The following is a 16896-nucleotide window of genomic DNA, read 5'->3' as shown; positions in this document are numbered from 1 at the left end:
TACCGCGTCCTGCAGCGATCGATGCGCTCCGACACCAGCCACCAAACCACTCAAAGCGACCTCACTGAAGCCGCTTGACATCCATAGGAGCATCCTGCGGTTGCGTCGAGGTTCCACTGGCGGGCTGCCGCCCAGGTCTCGAAGGTGTGCCAGGCGATCTGCGGGTACTCGCGGTGCAGCGCGGGCACATCGACGTCGAGGCCGGGCTGCTGGAAGTAGCGGAACATCGCCGCCAGGTCGGGCGAGTAGCCCTCGGCGACGGCGATCGGCACCTCACGGGCCGTGATCTGCCGACCGGCCGCGGAACCGAGCGCGGCGGCCAGCTGGGCGGGGGTGCGCCACTGCGAGGCGAGGTCGATCCGCCGGCCGGAGAACCGGTCCGGGGCACTCAGCGCGAGGGCGGCCATGGCGCCGATGTCGGCCGCCGCGACCATCGCGAGCGGGCCATCGACCGGCATCGGCATGGCCAACTCGCCCTGGCGCAGCGCCTCAAGGGCCCACTCGGTGAGGTTGTTCTCCATGAAGACGCCGGGCCCGAGCACCGTCCAGGCCAGGCCGAGGCCGGCGAGGTGCCGCTCGATGAGCCACTTGCTGTCGAAGTGCGGGATGCCGGTGGCCCGGTCGGCGTTGGCCGCGGACGTGAAGACCACGTGCCGGATCGAACCGGCGGCCTTGGCGGCGTCCAGCAGCGCGACGCCCTGGCGGACCTCCGCCTCGCAGCCCGGGCTGCCCGGTCCGAAGCCGGGCGTGGACATCGCGAACAGCGCGCCGGCGCCGCGCAGGACGGCGAGCAGCGACTCGGGTTCGTCGAAGTCGGCCCGCACGACGTCCGCGCCGAGCTCGCGCAGCGCGGCGGCGGCCGGGGAGGTGACATCCCGGGTGAGCGCCCGGACCGTGCGCCCGGCGCGCAGCAGGGCGTGGACGGCGGCACCGCCCTGGGTGCCGGTGGCGCCGGTCACGGCGACGGGGAGTGACTGGTCGTAGAATTCCTGTGTCATGCAGATAATGTAGCGTCGATTATCTGCGTCACGCAACTAATTAATCGCACCCCGGAGGCCACCCATGACCCGTGAAGCCCTGCTGGACGAGCTGCGCGCCGAATCCCGCCGCTACGTCGCCTCCTATGTGCTGTTCAACCAGGCCGTCGCCGACCACGTCGGGCTGCACCCGACCGACGTCCAGTGCCTCAACCTGCTCTCCCTGGAGGGCGGCCCGGTCACCACCGGCCGCATCGCCGAGCTGACCGGCCTGACCAGCGGCTCGGCCACCAGACTGGTGGACCGGCTGACCAAGGCCGGCTACGTGGCTCGGGAGCGCGACCCTCAGGACCGGCGCCGCGTCCTGGTCCAGCCGGTCCCGGAGGCGATGGTCCGGTTCGGGGCGCTCTGGCGCGAGCTGGCCGTCGACTGGGACGCCCTCTTCGACCAGGACAGCGAGGCCGAGCTGGAACTGCTGATCCGCCACATGCGCCGGACCACGGAGCTGGGACGACGTCAGGTGGCCCGGCTCACGGCGCGTGGGACTGCCGAGTAGCGCACGGTCACAGCGCGCGACACCGCCGACGATGGCGCGGTCACGGCGCGCGACACCGCCGACCAGGGCACGGTCACCGCTCCCGCACCGGTGACCGCCGCAGGTCGTGGCCGAGCGGCCGTGGGAGAGTGGTACCGAGCGAAGGGAGCGTAGGCGCGTGCTCATGGAGAAGGTGGCGGAGATCCTCACCGAGGCATCCGCCGAGGCCGTCGAGCCGCGGTTCCGCGCCCTGGCGGCCGGCGAGGTGATGGAGAAGGCCCCGGGCGACGTGGTGACCGTCGCCGACCGCGAGGCCGAGCTGATCATCACGCGCCGACTGCGCGAGCTGCTGCCGGTGCCGGTGGTCGGCGAGGAGGCGGTGGCCGCCGACCCCGCGCTGGCCCGGGCCCTGCACAACGAGCCCGCCTGCTGGCTGGTCGACCCGGTCGACGGCACCGCCAACTTCGTCGCCGGCCGCCCCGACTTCGCCGTGATGGCCTCGCTGATCCGGGACGGCGAGGCAGTGGCCGCCTGGATCTGGCAGCCGATGACGCGCACCAGCTATGTCGCCGAGCTGGGCGCCGGGGCCTGGCGGGACGGACACCGGCTGACCCGCCCGCCCGCCGCCGACGATCCGGCGAAGTGGCGCGGCTCGGTCAAGCACTATCTGCGCCGCCCGGGCCTCTTTCCGGGCCTCGACACCCGAATACCGGCCTTCGGGCAGCTCACCACCGGCCGCCGCTCCGCCGGGATGGAGTACCCGCTGGTCGCCGACGGCGAGTTGGAGTTCCTGCTCTACTGGCACACCCTCCCCTGGGACCACGCCCCCGGCTCCCTGCTGGTCCGGGAGACCGGTGGCGTCTCGGCCCGCCTGGACGGCTCGCCCTACCGCGCCGACCCGCCCGGCGGCGTCGACGGGCTCCTGGTGGCCTGCGACCCGCACACCTGGGAGCGCACCCGGGCGATCCTGCTCGGGTTGAGCAACTGACGGAGCCGACTGGTCAGTCCAACTCCCGTGCGGTACGCAGCACTTCGCTGAGCAGCTGGTCCAACTGGGATTGCGTGGCGTGCGGATTGAGCAAGGTCAGCTTCAGCCAGACCGCCGGGGCTGCCGACTCCGCGCCCGGGACGGGCAGTTCGGCCCGGCCCAGCACCGCCCGGCCGGTGGCCAGCAGCCGGCGCCGCAACTCGGCGTTGCCCCAGTCCTGTTCCCAACCGCGAACCCGGCCCTGGTCCTGGCCCCCGCTCCTGCGCCGGCCCACGTCCCGCACCCGGAAGACCACCGTGGTCAGGGTCGGCTCCCCGTGGAGCTCGAACTCGGCAGTGGCACGGATCCGTTCGGCGGCATAGCGGGCCAGCTGGTGGCAGCGGTCCACCAGGCGGCCGAGGCCGGCCCGGCCCAGGGTGCGCAGGGTGACCGCGATCTTGAACGCGTCGGCCCGCCGGGTGGTGCGCAGCGAACGCCCGAGCAGGCTCGGGTAGCCGGCTGCCTCGTCGTCCGCCGGATTGAGGTAGGCGGCACGGCGGGCCAGCGAGGCGTAGCTCTCGACGCGGCGAGCCAGGAAGACCCCGGCGGCGACCGGCTGCCAGCCGAGCTTGTGCCAGTCCAGTGAGACCGAGTCGGCCCGGTCGATGCCGGCCAGGAGCGGCGCCAGCCGATCGGAGAGCAGGGCGCCGCCGCCGTACGCCGCGTCCACGTGCAGCCAGGCGCCGTACTCGGCGGCCAGCTCCGCGCAGGCGGGCAGCGGGTCGATCGCGCCGGTGTCGGTGGTGCCGGCAGTGGCGACCACGGCCACCGGGGTCTCACCGGCCCGCACACTCGCGGCGAGCGCCTCGGCCAGCGCCCGCGGGTCGAGGCGCTGCCCATGGTCGACCGGCACGCCGACCACCGCACGCTCCCCCAGACCGAGCACGGCGGCGGCACGCTGCACCGAGTAGTGCGCCGCCTGCGAGGCGAACAGCCGGGGCCGCCGGGCCGGATCGATGCCATCCAGCTCCGGCCGGGAGCCGGCGGCGCCCAGCACGGTGTCCCGGGCCAGCATCAGCGCCATGAGAGTGGACTCGGTGCCGCCCGAGGTGAGCACCCCGGCCGCCTGCCGCGGCTGGTAGCCGACCAACTCGGCCAGCTCGGCCAGCAGTTCGGTCTCCAGCACGGTGGCGGCCGGCGCCTGGTCCCAGGAGTCCAACGACGGATTGAGCGCGCTGACCGCCAGGTCGGCCGCCACCGCCACCGCCAGGGGAGGGCAGTGCAGATGGGCGGCGCAGGCCGGGTCGGCGGGGTCGGCCGCGCCGTGGGCGAGCAGGCGGGTGAGGTCGGCCAGCGCATCGGCTGACGGCGCGTCGGGCCTGAGCGCTCCGCTGACCCGCTGCGCCAGCTCCCCCGGCAGCCCGGCCGGCAGTGGCCCGCCGCGCTCGACCGCACCGGCGGCGAGCGCGGTCAGCACGGTGTCCAGCAACGGGCGCAGCGCAGCCGGGCCGGCCACACCGCCGGCCAGGGCGGCGGGGTCCAACGGGCCAGCCATGCCGCCGGGCAGAGCGGTCGGGCCCAACGGGCCAGCCACACCACCAGCCAGGGCGGTCGAGTCCGACAGGTCAGCCACACCACTAGCCAGGGCGGCCGGGTCCGACAGGTCAGCCACACCACCAGCCAGAACAGCCGGGTCCGACAAGCCACCCAGACCGCCAGCGTCCGACGGGCCGTCAGCCGACGCTCTGGGGGCTGCGGTCCGAGCGCCGCCCGTCATCGGGGGGCCGCCGCGGCGATCGCGTCGGACAGCCGGTCGAGCACGGCGTGGGCCTGTTCGTCGGTGATGGTCAGCGGTGGCAGCAGTCGCAGCACGGCGTCGTGCCGGCCGCCGAGCTCCACGATCAGGCCGCGGGCCAGGCAGGCCTCGCGCACCCGCCGGGCGAGCGCCGGGTCGGCCGGGTACGCGCCGCAGACGTCCGGTTCCGCACTCGGGTCGACCAGTTCGACGCCGATCATCAGACCGCGGCCCCGGACGTCGCCGATCACCGGCAGATGCCGTTGCAAGGCGGTCAGTTCGGTCATCAGGTACCGGCCGACCGCCGCCGCCCGCACGGCCAGCCCGTTGGCCGTGACATGGCGCAGCGTCGCCGCGCCGGCGGCCATGGCCAGCGTGTTGCCCCGGAAGGTGCCGGTGTGCGCGCCGGGCTGCCAGCCGTCGTACTCCTCGCGGTAGACCACCACCGCGAGCGGCAGGCTGCCGCCGATCGCCTTGGAGAGCACCATCGCGTCCGGCGTGATCCCGCTGTGCTCGACCGCCCACATCGCGCCGGTGCGGCCGACCCCGGTCTGCACCTCGTCCACGATCAGCGGGATGCCGCGCTCGGCGGTGATCCGCCGCATCTCGCGCAGCCAGTCGTCCGGCGCCGGCACCGCGCCGCCCTCGCCCTGCACCACCTCCACGATCATCGCAGCGGGTCGGACCACTCCACCTGACGGGTCGTCAAGCAGTCGTTCGACGTACCGCGCGGACACCCGCTCCCCCGCCTCGCCGCCGAGCCCGAACGGGCAGCGGTAGCGGAACGGGAACGGGAGGCGGGTGACCTCGCCGCCGCTCGGCAGCGGCTCCTTGACGGCCACGTTGCCGCTGACCGCGAGCGCGCCGGCGGTCATGCCGTGGTAGCCGCCGGTGAAGGCCAGGGTGCCGCGCCGCCCGGTGGCGGTCTGCATCAGCTTGAGCGCCGCCTCCACGGCGTCGGTGCCGGCCGGACCGCAGAAGTGCACCCGGGCTCCGCCGGCGAACTCCGCGGGCAGGCTCTCCAGCAGCGCGGTGGTGAAGTCGTCCTTCTCGGCCGTGGCCAGGTCGAGGAGGTGCAGTGGGGCGCCGCTGTCCAGGGTGCGACGGATCGCGGCCAGCACCACGGGGTGGTTGTGACCGAGGGCCAGGGTGCCGGCGCCGGCCAGGCAGTCCAGGTACCGCCGGCCGTCGGCGCCCTCCACCGTCATCCCGTGGGCCCGCACCGGGACGATCGGGAACGAGCGGGCGTAGGTACGGGCGGCCGACTCGCGAACCCGCTGGCGCCGCAGAATCGCCTCCGCGGGCGGGGCGGGCTCGGCTGTGGGCGCTGCTGTGAGGGACACGGCACCTCCAAAGTTAGGTAAGCCTAACCTTATCTCATGCCCGGTCGGCCACCGCGCGCCGTCTCGATCAACGAGCGACCAGCCCCCGGGTCACGCCGCACCCCTGACGGCCCGTGACGTCGGCGGAGGCGGCGGCGGAGGCGGCGGAGGCGGAGGTCGGCGGGGCACCGAAACGGACGGCGATCGTCGTGGCCGCCAGCGATGGAGTGAGCCCGGCCCGCCTCGCGTGTGCAAAGACACAGGGGACAGGGGGCTTGCATCTGCGGCACTATGATCGCCCTAACGGCCGCACTTGCGAGCATTCAATGCGACAACCGCGCCCCGCCCGGGCCGGCAGGAGGGGAAACTTCTGATGACCACCAACCGGACCCGCACCGCAACCGCCGCTGTGGCCGCACTCGCCGCGCTCACCCTGGCCGCCTGCTCCAGCAGCACCGGCTCCGGCAGCACCGCCTCATCCTCATCGAGCACCGGCGCCTCGCCCGCCCTCTCCGGCACGGTCACCGTCTTCGCCGCCGCCTCGCTGCAGGGCACGTTCACCGACCTCGGCAAGAAGTTCGAGGCCGCCCACCCCGGCACCAAGGTGACGTTCAACTTCAACGGCAGCTCGACGCTGGCCCAGAACATCGTCCAGGGAGCCCCGGCGGACGTCTTCGCCGCCGCCTCGCCGGCCACCATGAAGACCGTCAGCGACGCCAAGGACACCGCCTCCGACCCCAAGGTGTTCGTCCGCAACACCCTGGAGATCGCCGTCCCCAAGGGCAACCCGAAGCACATCGCCGCGCTCAAGGACTTGGCCGCCCCCGGGGTCAAGGTCGCCCTCTGCGCTCCCCAGGTGCCGTGCGGCGCGGCCGCGCTGACCGCGCTCAAGGCGGGCAACGTCAGCCTGACCCCGGTCACCCAGGAGCAGGACGTCAAGAGCGCGCTGCACAAGGTCGAGCTCGGTGAGGTGGACGCGTCGGTCGTCTACCACACCGATGTGCAGGCCGACGCGGCCAAGATCGACGGTGTGGACTTCCCCGAGGCGGCCAAGGCCGTGAACGACTACCCGATCGCCGACCTGGCCAAGGCGCCCAACCCGGCCGCGGCCAAGGCCTTCGTGGCCTTCGTGGAGTCGGCCGAGGGGCAGCAGGTGCTGACCGCCGCCGGATTCCAGTCGCCGACCGCCGGCGGTTCCGCCGCCCCCTCGACCGGTGCCTCGGGTAGCGCGTCCGCCGCCCCGTCGAGCGGCACGTCGGGTAGCGCGTCCGCTGCCTCGTCGAGCGGCGCGTCGGGTAGCGCGTCCGCCGCCCCGTCGACCGGCGCCACTGCTTCGTGAGCCCGCGCGCCTCCCGGAGCCGGGTCCCGGTCGCGCTGCTGCTGCCGGCACTGCTCGGGCTGGTCTTCCTGGTGCTGCCGCTGGCCGGGCTGCTGATCCGCGCACCCTGGCGGGCGCTGCCCCGACAGCTCACCAGCGCCGACGTCTGGGAGGCGCTCAAGCTCTCACTGATCTGCGCCACCAGCGCCACCGCCGTCTGCCTGCTGCTCGGGGTGCCGCTGGCCTGGCTGCTGGCCCGCACGGAGTTTCCGGGCCGGCGGCTGGTGCGGGCGCTGGTGACCGTGCCGCTGGTGCTGCCGCCCGTGGTCGGTGGTGTCGCGCTGCTGCTGGTCCTGGGACGCAACGGGATCGTCGGGCGCTGGCTGGACTCCGCCTTCGGCTTCACCCTGCCGTTCACCACCCCGGGCGTGGTGGTGGCGGAGGCCTTCGTGGCGATGCCGTTCCTGGTGATCAGCGTGGAGGGGGCGCTGCGGGCCGCCGACCCCCGCTACGAGGAGGCCGCCGCGACGCTGGGCGCCTCCCGGCTGACGGCGTTCCGCCGGGTGACCCTGCCGCTGATCGCCCCCGGGGTGGCCGCCGGCGCGGTACTGGCCTGGGCGCGCGCCCTCGGCGAGTTCGGTGCGACGATCACCTTCGCCGGCAACTTCCCCGGCCGCACCCAGACCATGCCCCTGGCGGTCTACCTGGCGATGGAGAACGACCCCGAGGCGGCGATCGCCCTGAGCCTCGTGCTGCTGGCCGTCTCGGTCGCGGTGCTGGCCGGGCTGCGCGGCCGCTGGATGAGCGCGGGAGGGCAGGCATGACCGGGCCGATCGCCCTGGACGCCCGGCTGCGCGTCGAACGGCCCGGCTTCACGCTGGACTTGACGCTGCAAGCGGCACCCGGTGAGGTCGTCGCCCTGCTCGGACCGAACGGCGCCGGCAAGTCGACCGCCTTGCGTGCCCTGGCCGGTCTGCTCCCCCTCGACGGCGGCCGGCTGGCGCTGGACGACGTGGTGCTCGCCGATCCGGCCGCCAAGCTCCAGGTGCCCCCCGAGCGGCGGCCGGTGGGCGTGGTCTTCCAGGACTACCTGCTCTTTCCGCACCTCAGCGCCCTGGACAACGTCGCCTTCGGACTGCGCTGCCAGGGCCGATCGAAGGCCGCCGCCCGGGCCGAGGCCGCCGAGTGGCTGGCGCGGCTCGGACTCGCGGACCATGCCGACGCCAAGCCCCGGCGCCTCTCCGGCGGCCAGGCGCAGCGGGTCGCGCTCGGCCGGGCGCTGGCGGTGCGGCCCCGACTGCTGCTGCTCGACGAGCCGCTGGCCGCGCTGGACGTGCGGACCCGGCTGGAGGTGCGGTCGCAACTGCGGCGCCACCTGGCCGCGTTCGAGGCGGTGGCGGTCCTGGTGACGCACGACCCGCTGGACGCCATGGTGTTGGCGGACCGGCTGGTGGTGATCGAGGACGGGCGCGAGGTGCAGTCCGGCACCCCGGAGCAGGTGGCCCGGCATCCGCGCACCGACTACATCGCGCGGCTGGTGGGGCTGAACCTCTACCAGGGCGTGGCCGCCGGGCACCGGCTGACGCTGCCCGGCGGCGTGGCGCTGACCACGGCCGACGAGCTGTCCGGCCCCGCGTTCGCGGCCTTTCCGCCCGCCGCCGTCACCCTGCACCGCGAGCGCCCGGACAGCAGCGCCCGTAACTGCTGGGAGCTGACCGTCCAGGGGCTGGATCTGCACGGCGACCAGGTGCGGGTCGAGTTGGCCGGTCCGCTGGAGCTGGCCGCCGACCTCACGCCCGGCGCCGTGCACGAACTCGACCTGGCCCCGGGCAGCACGGTCTGGGCCACCGTCAAGGCAGCCCAGACCCGCGCCTACCCGGCATAGTCGTCCAGAGCACTCAAGCCCAGAACCCGCGCAGCCCGTCGGCCAGTTCCCGGCCCTGGGCCCGGCCCGCGTCGGCGGCGGGCGCGCGGGTGGCGGCAGCGAGCGGGTCGGTGCCGAATGCGGCGAGGGCGGTCTCGCTGGGCGTGACCACCTCGACGCGGGCTCCGGCCCCGGTCAGCCCGGCGACCTCCTGATCGAGGAACGCGTCGGGCATCGGCGCGAGCACCAGCACCCGGTCGGACCCGGCGGCCAGGCGGGTGTTGCTGATCGACGACACACCGCCGTCCAGGTACGGCACCCCGTCGATCTCCACCGTCGGCCAGATCCCCGGGATCGCGCAGCTCGCGGCGACCGCCGTCACCAGCGGCACCCCGCTGGTCCGGTCGAAGAGCCGGTAGTCGCCGGTCACCGCGTCCACCGCCACCACGGTGAACGGGTGCTGCGGCCAGTCGTGCACCGGCAGCCGGCTCTCGATCACCGCCAGCCGCTCGGCCGGCGCGACCGTCTCGGCGGTGCGGGCCAACTCGCCGGCCCGGCGGCGGATTTCCGCCGGATCGGACACCTCGGCCAGGAGCGCCTCCCAGAACGCGAACAGCTCGGCTGTGGTCATGCCGACCGGGGCGAGCTCCTGGCTCTGCAGCTCCGGCCGGACCTGACGGTCGAACAGGTCCTGGTACGGGAGCCCGCTCAGCAGCTGCGCCCCGACCGCCGAACCGGCCGAGGTGCCGATCACCTGGTCGGCCTCGCGAACGTCCAGCTCCTGGTCGGCCAGGCCCGCGACGACCCCGTTCAGCCAGGCGATACCGGCGACCCCGCCACCACCCAGCACCAGCGCCCTCGTCGACGAACGACCCACTCCCCTCGGCTGTGCCCTTCGGTTCGCCTTGATCAGCACCGCCGACCAGTGATCCATTCCCGCTGGATCGGCTACCAGGCCAGGTCACCGAGACTGTTGGCGGGTTGTGACAACACCGACCTGGTCCCGTTCTCCTGCCGGCCCAATAATTTGGTCACGCGTGCCTGACGGTCGTTCGGACCGGGCCATGCGAACCTCGCAAAGGAAACGGGGAAACGGGGGAAACATGTACAACATCAGCATCCATCCGGACAACGTGCGGGCCTCGGCCACCGCGATCCAGGACGCCGCGGGCCAGACCGGCGGCCACCAGTTGGACGACAGCCGCACGGTGGCGGCGACCAACTTCAGCTGGGAGACGGCGGGTGCGGTGACCCGCTGCGCCACCGCCTGGCAGGGCCGCCTGAACGATCTGACCGGCCAACTGCAGCAGTACGCCGACCAGCTGAAGCAGTCCGCCGACTCCTACGACGCGGCCAACACCGAGGCCATGAACCGCCTCCAGCAGGCGTTCACCGCGCTGAACGGGAGCTGACGATGCGCTTCCTCGCCGATCTGCAGCAGGCCGACCCGTCAGCCTGGAAGAAGGCCGCCGACGGCTGGCTGGCCGCCGTCAACCAGGCCACCGCCGCGGTGGACGACCTGCACGCCCAGGGCATCGGGCCGCTCGCCAAGAACTGGACCGACGCGGTCGGCCAGACCGCCGCGGCGAAGATCACCGAGCAGGCCAGCGCCCTGGACTCCGCCGCCGACATCATGCGCGGCGTGGTGATGGTGCTGGACGGCTTCTCGCACAGCCTGGAGTACGCGCAGACCACCCTGAACAACGCCCTCGCCCTGGCGACCAGCTACAACCTCCAGGTCGACCTGGTGCAGGGCTGCGTCCAGGTGGCCGACGACGGCAGCACGCCGGGCAACCAGGACCAGATCAACCAGGTCAACCAGATGCTCAGCGAGGCCTTCCGGGAGGCTGACCAGGCCGACCACCGGGTGGCCGCCGAACTGGACCAGCTGGCCGGCGACACAGGCGTGGTGACCAAGGATCAGAGCCAGGAGCTGGACGTGATCCAGGCGGGCGCCTCGCAAGTGGAGCTCGCCAGCTACGCGGGTGACATCCCCGACGGCAAGAACCCCCAGCTGGTGGCCGCCTGGTGGGCGGGTCTGTCCCCCACCGAGCAGCAGCAGTTCATGAACGCGGCGCCGCTGACGATCGTCAACCTGCCCGGCATCCCCGACGACGTCAAGAACCAGATGCGGGGCACCGACGGCAAGTACGACCGGATGGCGTTCGTCCAATACGCGACGGACCATTGGAACGACGGCCACGGCGACGTCAGCGGCGAGAACAACTGCACCAACTTCACCTCCAACGCGCTGCACGAAGCCGGTATGCAGTACAAGGGCTGGAACACCTACGACGACAACGGCTGGGGCCAGAGCACCCTCGGCGAGTGGGGGTGGGACTTCGGCTGGAGCTCCATCGCCGGCCAGGAGCACACCAACAGCTGGAGCTCCGCCCAGGACCTGCACGACTTCCTGCTGAACAACGGCGGTGCGCAAGTGCCGCGCGATCAGGTCAAACCCGGCGACATCATGTTCCTGCAGCAGGACAACAACCAGGATTCGGACCTGACCCAGGGCAACGTCCACCACACCGCCATCGTCACGGCGGTGACTCCGGACGGCGACATCCGCTACACCCAGCACACCGACTCGCGGCTCAACGTCAGCCTGGACGGGCGCTCCCACTACGAGCAGGAGCAAGAGGGCCAGCAGAACTACCAATTCGTCCGCCCCCAACCGAACTGGTACTGAACGTGACCATCAACTCATCCGCCCGGCTCGCCGGAGCGTCCGCCGACCGCCCGAACCGAGGAGGCGGCCGGCGCATCGGCGCCACCGTGGCCCTGGCGGTCGGCGCGGGGCTCTGCCAGGCCCTGAACGGCTGGGCGTTCGACCACTCGGTGGTGGAGCCGACCCGGCACTGCCACCACCAGGGCGCGGTGCCGGCGCTCGCGTACGTGGCCGGCGGCGCCGCCCTGGTGCTCACCCTCGGCGGCTTGGTGATGCTGGTCGGCGGCCTGCTCGGCGGGCGCCGGACGGCGGGCGGCGGCAGCGGTCGCGGTCCCGCTGTCGCCATCGCCGTGGTGCTGGGGGCGGTGCTCGGTCTGCTGCTCGCCGTAGACGTGCTCGCCTTGATCGGCGAACTGCGGCCGGCCACCTACGACCCGTTCAACTGCGGTGGGATGTGATCCCTCAGGACTCCAGCAGCGCGGCGGCCCGGCCGAGGAACTCCTCGTAGACGGCGGGGTCGTCCTTGTCGATCACCGGGGCGCCGGTGCCGAACCCGCCGTTGACCCAGTGCAGGGCCATGCCCGGGTTGGCCAGGTTGCTGCCGTCGGCGAGGAAGAGGTGCGGGCTGCAGGTAACCCGGCCGTTCTCGGCGCTGTGGAACTGCTCCATCACCATGGACCGCGCGAACCCGGTGTCCAGGGCGACCGCCAGCCGGTCCACGTCCACCGCACCCGTCTCCTCAGCGACCTCCAGGATCACATGGCGCAGCGATATGCACCGCCCCTGTGCCCAGAAGGCCAGCCGCAGCGCCCGGTCCAGCTGCTCACTGGCGTGCCAGCTCTGCGACTTGGCCGCCTGCACCGCCTCCAGGGCGGGCAGCGTGGTGACCGGGTAGGTCCAGTCCGGCCCCTGCCAGAGCCGCCAGCCGGCGTCCGGCTCCACCGCGCTGAGCACCGCGTTCTCCGAGTCCACCCCGGGGCGGTAGTTGACCCGCTTGTTGAACAACTCCAGTGGGAAGCACCGGAGATCGAACCAGATCTTCCCCTCCAGTCCGAGCCGCCGCCGGGTCTGGTGCAGCCGGTACACCCCCACGTGGGCGAACGCGCAGTTGAGGTCGGCGTAGACGGCGATGGTGTCGGGCGTGGCGGGCAACCGCGGGTCCGTCATGGATCCTCCGGGAGTCGGGGTGGCGGGACCGCTGGAGAGACAGCGGACTGACCTCCGATTCTGGAGAACCCCGGACGCCTGGTGCCAGTGAACAACCGGGTTGGCGCGCTGATCAGTTGTTCTACGTCGCGTCGTCGCGTCTGTTCGCGCCGGTCGAGGAGGGTGGCCGGGTGGTCAGCGCAGCACCGCCTCGACCAGGTCCGCGGCGAACCGCCGCGCCCGCCTCGCTCACCGCGCCGAAGGGGCGGTCAGCGCAGCGCCGGGTGGTCCGCCACCACCGTGCACGAGCCGGGAGCGATCTCCGTGAAGCCGGCGTCCCGGACCACCGGAAGCCCACTGACCGTCAGCTCGGCCCAGCGGTCCGGGGCGGCCGTGCGGACCGCCAGCGCGAAGCCAGCCTCCTGCCACTCCTTGCGCTGCCCGTAGTCCAGCCGCCACCAGGCGAGTTGGGCGGCGTGGCCGGTCTGCGCCATGGTCTTGCCCGCGCTCATCTCCAGCTCGGGGTTGAGCCAGAGCACCGGCAGCTCCGGTGCCGGGGGCGCGGGGACGAAGGACTCCGGATCGCTCAGCTCGGTGCCCGACACCTGGAGCTTGGCCAGCTCCTTGGGCCAGCCGTCCAGCGGGACCGGCGGGAAGACCCGCACCTCGGCCGTCTCGCCCGTGACCGTGATGCCCGGCAGCTCGGCGGTCTTGCGCCACTCGCCGCCACGGGCCCGCCGGACCACCTTGCGGATCCGGGCGTCCTCCCAGGCGTACACCGCCTCGGCCCACTCACCGTCGCCGCTGGACCGCGGGTCGGCGAGCAGGGTGAGCACGGCACGGGCCGAGGTCTGCAGTGCGTCGGTGCGGTCCGGCGGGGCGGTCTTCTCCAGGTGGACCACCAGCGGCAGCACGAACTGCTGCTTGGCGTCGCGGTCGGTCGGGTCGGAGGTGAAGGGGGAGGTCACCCGGACAGAGTACCGTCGGCTGCCTGCGGCCGGCCGGTCGTCGGTTCACCGTCGATCGCCACGGCTCACCGTCGATAGCCACGGCCCGGCTCGCGGTCCTCGGCCTCGTCATAGGTGAGGAACCAGCCCTCGGGATGGGTCACGTCCAGCAGGTGTTCCAGGCGGGCGGAGCTGTCCTCGTCCCGGTCCTGGTCCCGGTCCTGGCCGGCCATGTCGTAGACCCCGAGCAGCTCGTCGATGCACCCCTCCCAGTCGTAGTCGTAGAGGTCGGCGGGCAGCACGCCCATCAGGTCGGCCACCGCCTGCGGCTGGGAGGAGAGCAGTCCCCGGGCGTCGGCCAGGGCCAGCCGGAGCGCCAACTCCTCCCCGGGGCAGCGGGGCAGCGGCCACTCGCCGAGCCCGAGGTCCTCGGCCAGGTCGTCGAAGGCCCGGGCCATCGCCCGCCGCCAGGACCGGTGCATCCGCCAACTCACCTGCGGCAGCCGGGCGAACACCGCCCAGTCCTGCTCCTCGCCGTCGAGCACCGGCTCGTCGCCGTGCTCGTCGAGGTCGTCGTAGGCGGCATCGCCCAGCGCCAGCAGCTGGGTGTGCAGCAGGCAGGCGGTGCGCGGGGTGAGGGTCCAGTCGCCGGCCCCGTCGTCGTCGCCGTCCAGCGGGAAGAGCTCGGCGAAGTCGGGCGCGAAGTCCTCGGTGGCACTCAGCTCCAGGGTGCCGCCGAGCGCCTCGATGCCGGGCACCGCACCGATCAACCGGTCCGGGTGCAGCAGTGCGCCCAGCGCGGCGTGCGGATCCTCCTGCACCTCGCGTAGCAGCTCCATGCGCTGGGTCGCGGCGTCGATCCCGGTGAACTCCAGCTCCTCCACCGCCGCCATCGCCGCAGCCCGCAGCGCCGGCCAGTCGGTCACCCGGATCCCGAGCACCACGGTCGCCTCGATCTCCAACGCACCCGGATTGTCCGTTGCGCCCGACCCCTGCGGATGATCACTACGCTCGCCCATGCGACAAGGTTGACAAGAAGTGGCAGCCGTGTCCATCGGCTAAGCCGAACCCGGCCCCTTGGATCCGGATGTGTCCGGGATCAAGGGCCTTACCTGGGCATTTGCGCGCCCGCTCAACTGCGGCCGGCCCCGGGCCGCCGGGTGCCGCCGGAGCTTTCCGGCGCGTTTGCCTGTGTTCGGGCGGATCCCGGCGCAGGATGACGGGATGACGAATCTCGAAGACTACGGCGGCGGCGCTCCGGCCGACTCGGATGTGCTCGTGGTGACCACGAATGACGTGCCGGGGTGCCGGGTGGACCGGGTGATCGGAGAGGTTTTCGGGCTCACCGTGCGCAGTCGGCATCTGGGAACCCAGATCGGGGCCTCGTTCAAGTCGATGCTGGGCGGGGAGCTGAAGGGCCTGACCAAGACCCTGGTGGAGAGTCGCAACCAGGCCATGGAGCGCTTGGTGGAACAGGTGCGGGCGCGCGGCGGGAACGCCGTGCTGGCGATGCGGTTCGATGTCACCGAGGCCGCCGACCTCGGAACCGAGATCTGCGCCTACGGCACGGCGGTGGTGATCAGCCCGGTGTCCTGAGCCGGCGGCCGGAACAAGCGGTCGCACCCGTGATGTTTCATCGGCGTGACTGTTGATCCTGCAACCAACGTCGACGTCGTCGTGATCGGCGCGGGACAGGCCGGGCTGTCGGCCGCCTACCACCTGCGCCGGCGCGGCTTCGCTCCGTACCGCGACTTCGTGGTGCTGGACGCGGACCGAGCACCGGGCGGTGCCTGGGCGCACCGCTCGCCGTCACTGCGGATGGCCACGGTGAACGGGTTCCACGACCTGCCCGACTTCGAGCTCCCGGCGCCCGACCCGACCGCACCGGCGCGCGAGGTGGTGCCGGGGTACTTCGCCGCCTACGAGGCCCGGCAGGCGCTGCCGGTGGTACGGCCGGCGCGGGTGACGGCGGTCCGGGACTCGGGCGAACGGCTGCTGGTGGAGTCCACGGCCGGCCGCTGGGCGACCCGGGCGCTGATCAACGCCACCGGTACCTGGACGCGGCCTTTCCTGCCGCACTACCCCGGGCACTTCGCCGGACGGCAGCTGCACTACGCCGACTACCGGGGGCCGGCGGAGTTCGCGGGGAAGCGCGTGGTGGTGGTCGGCGGCGGGGCGTCGGCGATCCAGCTGCTCTCCGAACTGGGCGAGGTGGCGGAGACGATCTGGGTGACGCGGCGTCAACCCGAGTTCAGGGAGGGCCCGTTCACCCCGGAGGCCGGACGGGCGGCGGTGGCGCTGGTGGAGCAGAGGGTGGCGCGGGGGCTGCCGGTGCGCAGCGTGGTGAGCGTGACGGGGCTCGGCCCGTCGGTGGCGCTGCGCCGCGCCGAGGAGCTGGGGGTGCTGGGCCGGCGGCCGATGTTCGACCGGCTCACCGAGCGCGGGGTGGCCTGGGGCGAGGTCGAGGAGCCGGTGGATGCGATCATCTGGGCCACCGGGTTCCGCCCCGAGGTCGGCCACCTGGCGCCGCTGGGCCTGCGCGAGCCGGGCGGCGGGATCCGGATGGCCGGGACGCAGGCGGCCGCCGATCCCCGGGTTCACCTGGTGGGCTACGGCCCGTCGGCGAGCACCATCGGGGCCAACCGGGCGGGCCGGGCGGCGGTCAACGGGATCGTCCGGCTGCTGGGGGTGCCCGAACCGGCGCTGCTGCCCTGAGCGTACGGAAACGACGGAAACGTGCGGGAACTTTGCCGTCGCGTTCAGCCCCCTGGGACCGTCATCCCGTCCGGCCGCATCCGGCGGAACCATCCGCCAACACCCGTGCCGGGTACCGACATTCGGGAAGGTCTTCATGCTGTCTCGCCGTACGTCCCTGCGGACCGCCGTCGCCGTCCTCGGCGCGGGCGCCGCGCTCGCCCTGTCCATGTCCTCGCCGGCCTTCGCCGCCAACGAGGGCAGCTACCCCTTCTCCACGGCGAACTGCGCCGCCTACCAGAAGATCGAGCTGCAGTACTACAACGGCGGCTACCACGACTTCCAAGCCATCGACCCGACCCGCACCAACGGCAACTGCGAGTTCATCGTCTGGGACAACCAGCACGCGGTCTACGACCGCTTCAGCGGTGCGCAGTCCCCGTGGTACTACGACGGCCCCGGCCACAGCATGACGGTCTCGATCATCGACCACAGTTCCGGCCAGACCGCCTGGGGCCCCATCACCAACTGACCACGGAGCAGACCGGGGAGAGCTGCGCGGTCGGGTGCAACCGACCCCGCAGCAGGGCCCGGTCGGCGCAACGCGCGTTATGATACGGCGTGGCTTGGCACCGGCCCCCGGTCCCCGCCCGGGCGGGC

At 72.9% G+C, this 16896-nt stretch carries 17 protein-coding genes and 1 pseudogene; 11 read left to right on the top strand and 7 right to left on the bottom strand.

From position 1 onward, the window contains the following. Positions 1 to 50 precede the first annotated feature (50 nt). Positions 51 to 998, bottom strand: a complete 948-nt coding sequence (locus P3T35_RS39440; RefSeq protein ID WP_101383560.1) for an NmrA/HSCARG family protein — start codon at positions 996 to 998, stop codon at positions 51 to 53. A 64-nt stretch (positions 999 to 1062) separates the two neighbouring features. On the opposite strand from P3T35_RS39440, the gene P3T35_RS39435 reads away from it, so the two are divergent. Together P3T35_RS39435 and P3T35_RS39430 are read left to right on the top strand one after the other, a co-directional pair. Continuing rightward, positions 1063 to 1533 (top strand): MarR family transcriptional regulator, encoded by a 471-nt coding sequence (locus P3T35_RS39435; protein WP_101383559.1) that lies wholly within the window; start codon positions 1063 to 1065, stop codon positions 1531 to 1533. A gap of 163 nt (positions 1534 to 1696) precedes the next feature. Beyond that, positions 1697 to 2500: an inositol monophosphatase gene (locus tag P3T35_RS39430; protein WP_180356912.1), complete on the top strand. Its 804-nt coding sequence runs from the start codon at positions 1697 to 1699 to the stop codon at positions 2498 to 2500. A 13-nt stretch (positions 2501 to 2513) separates the two neighbouring features. Here the strand turns inward: P3T35_RS39430 and P3T35_RS39425 are convergent, their stop codons facing one another. Further along, complete coding sequence (locus tag P3T35_RS39425) at positions 2514 to 4034, bottom strand: pyridoxal-dependent decarboxylase (protein ID WP_101385454.1); 1521 nt, start codon at positions 4032 to 4034, stop codon at positions 2514 to 2516. A gap of 218 nt (positions 4035 to 4252) precedes the next feature. Next, entirely contained in the window at positions 4253 to 5617 is a 1365-nt protein-coding gene (locus P3T35_RS39420) for a diaminobutyrate--2-oxoglutarate transaminase family protein (RefSeq protein WP_101383557.1), read from the bottom strand. Positions 5618 to 5969: 352 nt separating this feature from the next. Between P3T35_RS39420 and modA the strand changes: the two are divergent. The 3 genes and pseudogenes from modA to P3T35_RS39405 form a co-directional block, all read left to right on the top strand. Continuing rightward, a pseudogene (modA, locus tag P3T35_RS39415) lies at positions 5970 to 6779 on the top strand (molybdate ABC transporter substrate-binding protein); the annotation flags it as partial. A gap of 152 nt (positions 6780 to 6931) precedes the next feature. Beyond that, complete coding sequence (modB, locus tag P3T35_RS39410) at positions 6932 to 7738, top strand: molybdate ABC transporter permease subunit (RefSeq protein WP_101383555.1); 807 nt, start codon at positions 6932 to 6934, stop codon at positions 7736 to 7738. After that, on the top strand, positions 7735 to 8799 hold the full coding sequence (locus tag P3T35_RS39405) for an ABC transporter ATP-binding protein (protein WP_101383554.1): 1065 nt from the start codon (positions 7735 to 7737) through the stop codon (positions 8797 to 8799). Before modB ends, P3T35_RS39405 begins: the two co-directional genes overlap by 4 nt. Before the next feature lie 13 nt (positions 8800 to 8812). Here the strand turns inward: P3T35_RS39405 and P3T35_RS39400 are convergent, their stop codons facing one another. Further along, entirely contained in the window at positions 8813 to 9655 is an 843-nt protein-coding gene (locus P3T35_RS39400; protein WP_280709696.1) for a patatin-like phospholipase family protein, read from the bottom strand. A gap of 226 nt (positions 9656 to 9881) precedes the next feature. On the opposite strand from P3T35_RS39400, the gene P3T35_RS39395 reads away from it, so the two are divergent. Genes P3T35_RS39395 through P3T35_RS39385 form a run of 3 tightly spaced genes read left to right on the top strand, consistent with a single transcriptional unit; the run spans position 9882 to position 11907 of the window. Then, positions 9882 to 10190, top strand: a complete 309-nt coding sequence (locus P3T35_RS39395) for a type VII secretion target (protein ID WP_101383552.1) — start codon at positions 9882 to 9884, stop codon at positions 10188 to 10190. Between the two features lie 2 nt (positions 10191 to 10192). Continuing rightward, positions 10193 to 11470 carry an amidase domain-containing protein gene (locus tag P3T35_RS39390; protein WP_101383551.1) on the top strand — a complete coding sequence of 426 codons (1278 nt, stop codon included), beginning with the start codon at positions 10193 to 10195 and terminating at the stop codon, positions 11468 to 11470. Between the two features lie 2 nt (positions 11471 to 11472). Beyond that, positions 11473 to 11907, top strand: coding sequence for a hypothetical protein (locus P3T35_RS39385; protein WP_101383550.1), 435 nt, complete (start codon positions 11473 to 11475; stop codon positions 11905 to 11907). A 4-nt stretch (positions 11908 to 11911) separates the two neighbouring features. Here P3T35_RS39385 and P3T35_RS39380 read toward each other — a convergent pair whose 3' ends face one another. The 3 genes from P3T35_RS39380 to P3T35_RS39370 form a co-directional block, all read right to left on the bottom strand. Next, positions 11912 to 12616 (bottom strand): DsbA family protein, encoded by a 705-nt coding sequence (locus P3T35_RS39380; protein WP_101383549.1) that lies wholly within the window; start codon positions 12614 to 12616, stop codon positions 11912 to 11914. Positions 12617 to 12864: 248 nt separating this feature from the next. Continuing rightward, positions 12865 to 13563 (bottom strand): aminoacyl-tRNA hydrolase, encoded by a 699-nt coding sequence (locus P3T35_RS39375; protein WP_101383548.1) that lies wholly within the window; start codon positions 13561 to 13563, stop codon positions 12865 to 12867. 65 nt (positions 13564 to 13628) lie between these two features. Then, entirely contained in the window at positions 13629 to 14561 is a 933-nt protein-coding gene (locus tag P3T35_RS39370) for a hypothetical protein (protein ID WP_143676981.1), read from the bottom strand. Positions 14562 to 14766: 205 nt separating this feature from the next. On the opposite strand from P3T35_RS39370, the gene P3T35_RS39365 reads away from it, so the two are divergent. The 3 genes from P3T35_RS39365 (at position 14767) to P3T35_RS39355 (ending at position 16768) form a co-directional block, all read left to right on the top strand. After that, on the top strand, positions 14767 to 15138 hold the full coding sequence (locus P3T35_RS39365) for a YbjQ family protein (protein ID WP_101383546.1): 372 nt from the start codon (positions 14767 to 14769) through the stop codon (positions 15136 to 15138). 45 nt (positions 15139 to 15183) lie between these two features. After that, positions 15184 to 16257 carry an FAD-dependent oxidoreductase gene (locus tag P3T35_RS39360; RefSeq protein ID WP_101383545.1) on the top strand — a complete coding sequence of 358 codons (1074 nt, stop codon included), beginning with the start codon at positions 15184 to 15186 and terminating at the stop codon, positions 16255 to 16257. A 136-nt stretch (positions 16258 to 16393) separates the two neighbouring features. Further along, the gene (locus tag P3T35_RS39355; RefSeq protein WP_101383544.1) at positions 16394 to 16768 is read left to right on the top strand and encodes a hypothetical protein; all 375 of its coding nucleotides are present in this window, start codon (positions 16394 to 16396) and stop codon (positions 16766 to 16768) included. Positions 16769 to 16896: the final 128 nt, after the last annotated feature.

Origin of the sequence: Kitasatospora sp. GP30, assembly GCF_029892145.1 — a bacterium.
In the GTDB taxonomy this organism is placed as follows: domain Bacteria; phylum Actinomycetota; class Actinomycetes; order Streptomycetales; family Streptomycetaceae; genus Kitasatospora; species Kitasatospora acidiphila.
The sequence above is the reverse complement of the archived record's forward strand: the minus strand, read 5'-3'. Positions and strand labels throughout refer to the sequence as shown.